9 protein-coding genes and 1 pseudogene are annotated in these 9,413 nt (G+C 42.8%); all 10 read left to right on the top strand.

Annotation, left to right across the window (positions count from 1 at the left end; all coding sequences use genetic code 11):
• Nucleotides 1-285: pseudogene (locus ACTU7M_RS09390) on the top strand (oxaloacetate decarboxylase subunit alpha); the annotation flags it as partial.
• A 332-nt stretch (nt 286-617) separates the two neighbouring features.
• Nucleotides 618-1,571, top strand: a complete 954-nt coding sequence (locus ACTU7M_RS09385) for an ABC transporter permease (RefSeq protein WP_443474134.1) — start codon at nt 618-620, stop codon at nt 1,569-1,571.
• Nucleotides 1,568-2,521: an iron chelate uptake ABC transporter family permease subunit gene (locus tag ACTU7M_RS09380; protein WP_443474133.1), complete on the top strand. Its 954-nt coding sequence runs from the start codon at nt 1,568-1,570 to the stop codon at nt 2,519-2,521. Before ACTU7M_RS09385 ends, ACTU7M_RS09380 begins: the two co-directional genes overlap by 4 nt.
• Entirely contained in the window at nt 2,518-3,276 is a 759-nt protein-coding gene (locus ACTU7M_RS09375) for an iron ABC transporter ATP-binding protein (RefSeq protein WP_443474132.1), read from the top strand. Before ACTU7M_RS09380 ends, ACTU7M_RS09375 begins: the two co-directional genes overlap by 4 nt.
• 17 nt (nt 3,277-3,293) lie before the next feature.
• Nucleotides 3,294-4,238 (top strand): siderophore ABC transporter substrate-binding protein, encoded by a 945-nt coding sequence (locus tag ACTU7M_RS09370; protein ID WP_443474131.1) that lies wholly within the window; start codon nt 3,294-3,296, stop codon nt 4,236-4,238.
• Between the two features lie 42 nt (nt 4,239-4,280).
• Nucleotides 4,281-5,054: a Fe-S cluster assembly ATPase SufC gene (sufC, locus tag ACTU7M_RS09365; RefSeq protein ID WP_443474130.1), complete on the top strand. Its 774-nt coding sequence runs from the start codon at nt 4,281-4,283 to the stop codon at nt 5,052-5,054.
• Between the two features lie 11 nt (nt 5,055-5,065).
• Nucleotides 5,066-6,340, top strand: coding sequence for a Fe-S cluster assembly protein SufD (gene sufD / locus ACTU7M_RS09360; RefSeq protein WP_443474129.1), 1,275 nt, complete (start codon nt 5,066-5,068; stop codon nt 6,338-6,340).
• Nucleotides 6,340-7,572 (top strand): cysteine desulfurase, encoded by a 1,233-nt coding sequence (locus tag ACTU7M_RS09355; protein WP_443474128.1) that lies wholly within the window; start codon nt 6,340-6,342, stop codon nt 7,570-7,572. Before sufD ends, ACTU7M_RS09355 begins: the two co-directional genes overlap by 1 nt.
• Nucleotides 7,559-8,014 carry a Fe-S cluster assembly sulfur transfer protein SufU gene (gene sufU / locus ACTU7M_RS09350; protein WP_443474127.1) on the top strand — a complete coding sequence of 152 codons (456 nt, stop codon included), beginning with the start codon at nt 7,559-7,561 and terminating at the stop codon, nt 8,012-8,014. The genes ACTU7M_RS09355 and sufU overlap by 14 nt, the downstream gene beginning before the upstream one ends.
• The gene (gene sufB, locus ACTU7M_RS09345) at nt 8,011-9,405 is read left to right on the top strand and encodes a Fe-S cluster assembly protein SufB (protein ID WP_443474126.1); all 1,395 of its coding nucleotides are present in this window, start codon (nt 8,011-8,013) and stop codon (nt 9,403-9,405) included. The genes sufU and sufB overlap by 4 nt, the downstream gene beginning before the upstream one ends.
• Nucleotides 9,406-9,413: the final 8 nt, after the last annotated feature.

The raw sequence follows: 9,413 nt of genomic DNA, 5'->3' as shown, positions 1-9,413 counted from the left end.
GACTATGTAAAAGGACTTTATGGCCAACCCCCAGCTCCAATTTCAGAAGAAATGACTGAAAAAATCATTGGGAATGAGGAAGTTCTGACGGTTCGTCCGGCAGACTTGCTGGAACCTAAAATGGCGGATTTCGCAGCTGAATTGGGAGATTTAGGGGAGTCAACCGAGGACATCTTGATGTACGCTTTGTTCCCGACATTGGCCTTACCATTTTTGAAGAAACGCAACGATCCATTCTATAATATACCTGTTCAAAATATTGAAGTACAAATGGATATATTCTAAATGTGTAACACTGCACATAAAGTGAATATTCCATTGACGAATTTGCTTTAGCGTGATACGTTATAAAATGTATTATTGACTAAGAGGAAGTATAGAAACTATATTTGATTACTCTATTATTACTTGAGTACAATGAACTTTCTGCTGCTACTCTGTATAATATAATCAGTTGGAATAAAATCATTTATCAGAAAATACAGGAACATACGAATGCATGTTTGTAGAATCACAAATTTTAGTAAAAGGGGTGTTGATATCACTCCTTGGTTTTTTAAGGTCAATTGAGAATGATTCTCAATTAAAAATATATGCACGGAAATGAGTCAAAACTTATGATTAAAAAAATTACTTTAATAGGCTTCCTCATTTTTGTGGTCATTTTGTCACTATTTGTTGGAACAGCGAATGTTTCGGTTGAGAATGTGCTAACCGGAGATTTAGAATCTTTATTTGTCTTCTTGTCATCACGGATTCCAAGGACCATAACGGTTTTATTAGCTGGAGCAGGATTGGCTCTATCAGGAATGGTTATGCAGACCATTACCCAAAATCGGTTTGCGGCCCCGGATACAGTCGGGACAGTGGAATCGGCAAAACTGGGTATGGTTATCGCCATGATCCTCTTGCCTAAATTATCCTTACGATGGGAAATGCTATTTACTTTTGCCTTTGCCACGGCAGGAACCTTATTATTTTTATTTTTGACCAGTCGTTTTCCCATGAAAAAGCAATTGTTGATACCATTACTGGGGATTATGTTCGGGAATATTGTGGGAGGCTTCAGCAGTTTTCTGGCTTTTCGATATGACTTGAATCAAAATATTTCCGCTTGGTTGCAAGGAAACTTTTCTTTGATTATAAAAGGCCAGTATGAACTCATTTACCTGGCGTTGATTATTATCATAGCCCTGTATTTCTTTGCCGACTATTTAACGGTGGCGCGGATGGGGGAAGACGCCGCCCAATCTTTAGGGGTTTCTTTTAAATGGGTTGTAACCTTGGCCAGTCTTTTGGTTTCCGTTACGGTATCCATCATCTTGATAACAGCAGGAAGTTTACCTTTCTTGGGTGTCATTGTTCCCAATATCATTGCGATGAAGTATGGAGACAATATTAAAAATACCCATCAGAAAGTAGCCCTGACTGGCGGTTTTTTCCTGTTAGTCTGTGACATTATCAGCAGAATTTTAATTGCACCTTATGAAGTTCCCGTACAGCTCATTTTAGGCATTTTGGCTGGTCTCATCTTCCTTCGGTTATTATTCAAAGAGGTGCGTCCAACATGAAAAAGAATACTCACCCGATAAAAAGTCTTCTATTCATCTCATTAGCTTTACTCGTCCTTTATGTTATTTGGGGAAATGGCTTAGCTTACCCACTGATCATGCAGTTACGCCTGAAAAAAGTGTTAATATTTTTGTTGGTTGGCGTCAGCAGTTCAGTGGCGACCATAGCTTTCCAGTGTATCGTAAACAGCCGTTTCTTGACGCCTGGCATTCTGGGCATTGAATCGTTTTACCGCTTGATCCAAACACTCTTGTATTTCTTCGGTTACCGCCTGATACAAACAAATCTAAATCAGGTGACCCAATTTGCTTTAGTGGTAGGTATCATGGTCATTTGTTTTTGGGGTTTGAGTCGTTATTCCTGGCATAATATCAGCTATGACCTGCATACCGTCCTTTTGATCGGCATGGTCATCGGGATGTTATTGAACAGTACCTCAACATTTTTCCAAGTACTGATGGATCCAAATGAATACGACCGTCTGCAAATGAAATTATTTCCAACCTTTCAAAATGTGGATACTTTCGTATTAGTTTGTGCCATTTTAATGATTATTCCGATTTTAATTTCCTTATGGCGAAATCGCAAAACATTGGAAGTCCTGCGAATGGGCACAGAACAAGCCGTCAACCTCGGTATCGACACCAACAAAGAAATCAAGAAAGTCTTCTTGCAAATTATCATCCTTTCAGCCATTTCGGCGGCTTTGGTCGGTCCCATGATGTTTTTGGGCTTCACCACTGCCAATCTCGCTTATATACTCTTTCGCACGTATCGCATGGATATCCTGTTTATAGCTACGAGCATGCTCGGTTTCATCGCACTGCTCTTTGGACAATTTATCGTCGAACAACTTTTTCAATTTCAAACAAACGCCAGTATCATTATCGAATGGCTAGGCGGCATCTTATTCTTTGCTTTACTCTGGAAGGAGCGGAAACAAGCATGAAAGTGAATAACCTATGTAAAAACATTTGCAATAACTGCATTTTAAACGATATCTCTCTAGAACTGGAACAGGGGACGGTGACCGCCTTTATTGGCCCCAATGGTGCGGGTAAAAGTACGCTCCTGTCGACCATGTGCCGTTTATTAAATAAAGACAGCGGCCATGTGCTGATCAAGGGGAAAGAAATCACCAAGTGGCGAACGGATGAATTGGCCAAAGAAATTGCCATCTTGAAACAACAAAATACCTATCAAGTCAAGATGACAGTGCGGGAATTAATGTCATTCGGACGATTTCCCTATTCCAAAGGGCATCTCACGCAAGCTGATTATGATATCATCGATAAAGTTTTGGGATACTTGGATCTGGGGATTTTTGCGGATCGTTACCTGGATACCTTATCCGGAGGGCAACTGCAACGGGCGGCCTTGGCGATGATTTTGGTGCAGGATACCGATTATATTCTGTTGGACGAACCCTTAAACAATCTCGATATGAAACAAAGTATCGTCGTGATGCAAACCATTCGTAATATGGCCGATGAATTGGGTAAAACCATCTTGGTCGTGTTACATGACATCAATTTCGCTGCCGCTTATTCCGACAATATCATTGCGATGAAAGCTGGCGAGATTTGCTATTCCGGATCAGTTGATGATGTCATTTGTTCGGAGAATCTAAAAGAAGTATTTGATGTGGATATGGAAGTTGAAATCATTAAAGGGAAAAAATATTGCTTGTACCACATGAGCTAATTAAAGGTGGAAATTTTATGACAAAGAAACTATTAACCCTCTTTACCGCAATGCTGTTCTTGGGAGCGTGCCAAGCGCCAGCATCTGAGACGACAGAATCTACAAGTGTAGCAGTAGATAAAGAAACAGTTATGATTACCGACGTTGCCGGCGAAAAAGAATTGCCTTACCAACCAGAACGTGTGGTGGTTTATGATTATGGAATGTTGGATACGATGGATGCCCTTGGTTTAACTGAAAATGTAATCGGAACAGCAACGAATAATCCGCCTGCTTACTTGGCGGATACTGTAGCCGAACTTGAAAACGTGGGAACACTGAAAGAACCAGATATGGAAAAACTCATTACCCTTGAACCAGACCTGATTATCATTTCTGCACGTTTAGAAGATTTCGCTCCCCAACTGGAAGAAATTGCCCCCGTTCTGCAAATTACTGTAGACCAGGCAGATTACTGGGCATCTGTCCAAGGCAATATCAATACGATTGCTGAAATTTATGGGGTGGATGCTGAAAGTAAATTGGCTGACTTGGAAACTGAAATTACCGAATTGAATGAAAAAACGGCTAAACTTGCAGACCAAGAGGCGCTATTATTGATGTTGAACGATGGTGCGATGTCCGCATTCAGCACCGGTTCTCGTTTTGGACAAGTATTTGATGTGTTCGGCTTCCAACCCGTGGATGTAGCGATTGACTCTTCAACCCATGGCCAAACAATCGGTTACGAAGGTATTCTGGAAATCAATCCCGATATTTTGTTTGTGGTAGACCGTTCTCAAGCGATTCAAGCTGATGCAGAGAGCCAACTACAATTGTTGGATAACGAATTTATCAAAAAAACAAATGCTGCCATGAATGACCGCATTATCACCTTGTCTCCTGATTTATGGTACTTGTCAGGTGGCGGTTTGGAATCCGTTCATTTAATGATCGAGGAAATCAGTGCAGCATTAGACTAAAAAATAGTATGATAGGAAGTAATAACTCTGGGAGGTAGAGAAATGGCAGTTTTAGAAGTTAAAAATCTACATGTATCGATTGAAGATAAAGAAATTTTAAAAGGTGTTAATTTAACCATCAATACAGGTGAAATTCATGCCATTATGGGGCCAAACGGAACTGGGAAGTCCACTTTGTCCCAAGCAATCATGGGACATCCAAGTTATACCGTAACGCAAGGTGAAATCTTGCTGGACGGCGAAAATGTCTTGGAAATGGAAGTAGATGAGCGCGCTCGTGCCGGTCTATTTTTGGCCATGCAATACCCAAGTGAAATCACCGGCGTAACAAACGCGCAATTCATGCGTGCGGCCATCAATGCACGCCGACCGGAAGACAACAAAATGTCTGTTATGGATTTCATCAAAAAATTGGATAAAAACATGGCAACACTGGATATGTCTGAAGAAATGGCAGAACGTTATTTAAATGAAGGCTTTTCCGGTGGGGAGAAAAAGCGCAATGAAATCTTGCAGCTGATGATGATTGAACCAACCTTTGCTTTATTGGATGAAATTGACTCTGGTTTGGATATTGACGCTTTGAAAGTTGTTTCCAAAGGTGTTAATGAAATGCTGAATGGTGAATTTGGGGTCTTAATCATTACCCATTACCAACGACTATTAAACTATATCAACCCAACTTTCGTCCACATCATGATGGATGGTAGAATTGTTAAATCAGGTGATGCGAGCCTGGCGAAACGTCTGGAAGCAGAAGGCTACCGCGGTATTCGCGATGAATTAGGACTAGATATCGAACTAGATGAAGATTAGGGGGAACCAAGATGACTGAACTTGAAATACGTACATTTTCGGCTTTCAAAGAAGAGCCAACTTGGATGAAAGACCTCCGCTTCAATAATTTCGGGAGTTTCACGACACTACAACAGCCTGATATTGAAAAAGTTAATTTTCATCGCTGGGATTTGATGGGTGATGCAATCAACACTGAATACGGTGAAGAATTGATAAACAGCCAACAATACCAGTATGGAGCGGGTGACGCGGCTAAAATTGTCCAATATGGCAAGGAAACAATGATGGAACAACTCCCCCAAGAATTGGTTGAGGCAGGGGTTATCTTTACTGATATATTCACGGCTATGCAGGATTATCCTGAACTGGTCGAAAAGTACTATATGACGAAAGCAGTTAAACCGGATGAAAATAATTTGACCGGTTATCACGCTGCTTATATGAACAGTGGTATCTTTTTATATGTACCAAAAGATGTCGTCATCAAGGAACCGCTTGAAGCCTTGTTTATTCAAAACAGCTTTGTAAAAGAAGCCTTCAACAAACATATCTTGATTGTGGCGGATACTAATAGTGCGGTAACGTACGTGGAAAAATATGAAACAGAAGGCACAGAGAAAAATAGTGCAAATATCATTGTAGAGGTCATAACCCGTCCGGGAGCAAAAGTGAAGTTCTCGGCTGTGGATCATCTAGGTGAAAATACGACCGCATTTATTAGCCGTCGTGGTCACTTGGAACGTGATTCTTCCATTGATTGGGCAATCGGCGTCATGAATGATGGTAATATTATTGCTGATTTTGATTCTGACTTAATTGGGGATGGCTCACATAGTGTGGTCAAAGCAGTAGCCGTTTCAACTGGTAAACAAATCCAGGGCATCAATACACGTGTCACCAATTACGGCAATCATTCAATCGGTCATATTTTGCAACACGGGGTTATCCTGGACCGCGCAACATTAACCTTTAACGGGATTGGTCACATAATCAAAGGGGCAAAAGGGGCAGACGCACAACAAGAAAGTCGCGTCTTGATGCTATCTGATTCCGCTCGTGGTGATGCGAACCCAATCTTGTTAATCGACGAAAATGAAGTGACGGCTGGTCACGCGGCAAGTGTGGGCCGGGTCGATCCTGAGCAAATGTTCTACCTGTTAAGTCGTGGGATTGAAAAAGAAGAGGCGGAACGCCTCGTGATCCGGGGCTTCTTGGGTACCGTGATTGCGGCTATTCCCTTGAAAGAAATTCGTGATGAATTAGTTGAAATGATTGATAAAAAATTGAGAAGGACTGAAAGCTAATGGATGTAGCAAAAATCAGGCAAGATTTTCCGATCTTGTTTCAGGAAGTTAATGACGAACCATTCATTTACCTGGATAATGCTGCCACTACTCAAAAGCCAAAACAGGTCCTTTCAGCCATAGAAAATTATTATTTGCATGATAATGCCAATGTTCACCGTGGCGTCCATACGCTAAGTGAGCGGGCAACAAGGCAATACGAAGCTTCAAGGGAAACGGTACGCGCCTTCATCAAAGCCCGTTCCACTAAGGAAATCCTCTTTACGAGAGGCACAACCACTTCCCTGAACTGGGTGGCACGTGGATTCGGCGACATTATTGTCGAACCCGGCGATGAAATTTACATAACGCCCTTGGAGCACCATTCAAACGTCGTCCCGTGGCAACAATTGGCTAAACGCAAGCAAGCCAAACTATTGTATTTGCCCTTGAATGAAGAAGGTAGTGTCGATTTGGAAGCGGCAAAATCCGTTATTTCCGCTAAGGGAAAGATTTTGGCTGTGACACATGCTTCAAACGTCATGGGAACCATTAATCCGATTAAAGAGTTAGCGGAACTAATACATGCTGTTGGCGGTTATATCGTTGTCGACGGCGCGCAAAGTACGCCCCACATGGCCATCGATGTACAAACACTGGATGCGGATTTCTTCGCCTTTAGTGGTCACAAAATGAGTGGCCCCACCGGAATCGGTGTGTTGTACGGGAAAGAAGCGTTATTGGAAATCATGGAGCCGATTGAATTCGGTGGCGAAATGATTGATTTCGTTTATGACGACTATTCAACCTGGACCGAGCTACCGTGGAAATTTGAAGCGGGAACGCCCAATATTGCCGGTGCGATTGGCCTGAAAGCGGCGATTGATTATTTGAATGCCATCGGTATGGATGCCATCGCTGAACAAGAACATAGGATTATTTCCTATTTACTGCCGAAGCTGCAGGAGATTGAAGGCATCACGTTATTCGGCCCGACTGATCCAAACAAACGGACGGGCATCATCACTTTCAACATTGACGGCGTGCATCCGCATGATGTATCGACTGGATTTGATATGGAGGGGATTGCCATTCGGGCAGGTCATCATTGTGCCCAACCATTGATGCGTTACCTCGATGTTCAGTCAACGGCACGCGCCAGTTTTTACTACTACAATACGCTTGAAGAAGCAGAACAGTTTTTAGTGTCTTTGGTTAAAATAAAGGAGTTTTTCACAAATGGCCTTATCTAGATTAGAAAATTTGTATCGCCAAGTCATCTTGGATCATTCCTCACATCCACGTAATTTTGGTGAACTGGCGGATGCCAACGGAAAGATTGAATTGAATAATCCAACCTGTGGTGATGTCATTCAGTTACATGTGCGTTTGGTCGGTGATCATATCGATGAAGCGAAGTTTTCCGGGCACGGCTGTTCCATCAGTACAGCAAGCGCCAGCATGATGACGGAACTGGTAAAAGGTAAGACAATGGCAGAAGCGAAGCAGCTGATAGAAGAATTTCTGTTGTTGGTTCAAGGCCAAGCTCCTGAGCCTTCGCATCTGGGTGATGCAGAAGTGTTGGGGGGCGTTTCCAAGTTTCCAGCCCGCATTAAATGTGCGACCTTGTCCTGGAAAGCATTGGAACGTATCCTGATGAACCCGAATCAAGAATTGAAGGAGGAATCCATATGAGCGATGTACCTGTAGTAGATGATTATAAATTTGGTTTTCATGACGATGCAGAGATCTTGTATTCAACCGGAAAAGGATTGAATGCAGACATCGTGCGGGAAATCTCCAAGAAAAAGAATGAACCGGAATGGATGCTGGATTACCGGTTGAAATCCCTGGAAGTCTTCCAAAAATCCAAACTCCCGGACTGGGGTCCAGACTTATCGGAACTGGATTTTAACGATATTACCTATTATCAAACCGCAACCGATAAAGTAGCCCGTACGTGGGATGATGTACCCGACAAAATCAAAGAAACGTTCGAAAGAATCGGTATTCCGGAAGCAGAGCGTGCGTATTTAGCCGGAGCATCCGTTCAATACGAATCCGAAGCTGTTTACCACAGCATGAAGGAAGAATTTGAAAAAATGGGGATTGTCTTTACAGATACCGATACGGCTCTGAAAGAGTATCCTGAAATATTCAAAGAACACTTCGGTACGGTGGTGCCACCAACCGATAACTTCCAAGCTGCCTTGAACTCGGCTGTGTGGTCGGGTGGAACCTTTATTTATGTACCAAAAGGTGTCAAATGTGACGTCCCGATGCAAACGTATTTCCGGATGAATAACGAAGGATCTGGTCAATTCGAGCGGACATTAATTGTCGTGGACGAAGGCGCAAGCATTCATTACGTCGAAGGGTGTACCGCACCGACGTTTTCTTCGAGCTCCTTGCATGCGGCTATTGTTGAAATTGTCGTCAAGAAAGACGCGTACTGCCGTTATACGACCATCCAAAACTGGTCCAATAACGTTTACAACCTTGTTACCAAACGTGCCCATGCCCTTGAAAATGCGACAATGGAATGGATCGACGGAAACCTAGGTTCCAAAACAACCATGAAATACCCAAGTGTTCACCTAAACGGACGCGGCGCACGCGGAACGATGCTGACGGTTGCCTTCGCAGGCGAAGGACAAATCCAGGACACAGGCGCGAAAATGATGCATAACGCACCAAACACGTCCAGTTCCATTGTTTCTAAGTCCATCGCCAAAGACGGCGGTTCCGTAAACTACCGCGGTGTGGTTCGTTTCGGCAAGAAATCAGAAGGATCCATTTCCCATATCGAGTGCGATACCATTATCATGGATGACCTCTCGACTTCCGATACCATTCCGTATAACGAGATCCATAACGGGAACGTTTCTTTGGAACACGAAGCCAAAGTATCAAAAGTATCCGAAGAACAACTCTACTACCTCATGAGCCGTGGCCTCAGCGAACAAGAAGCCACCGAAATGATTATCATGGGATTCGTAGAACCATTCACCAAAGAACTTCCAATGGAGTACGCAGTTGAGTTGAACAGACTGATTGCTTATGAGATGGAAGGGTCTGTGGGGTAATAGACATA

This window comes from Jeotgalibaca sp. A122, assembly GCF_052266715.1.
Classification (GTDB): Bacteria; Bacillota; Bacilli; order Lactobacillales; family Aerococcaceae; genus Jeotgalibaca.
Note: the sequence above shows the minus strand (reverse complement) of the source record. Positions and strands in the feature narration are given on the sequence as shown.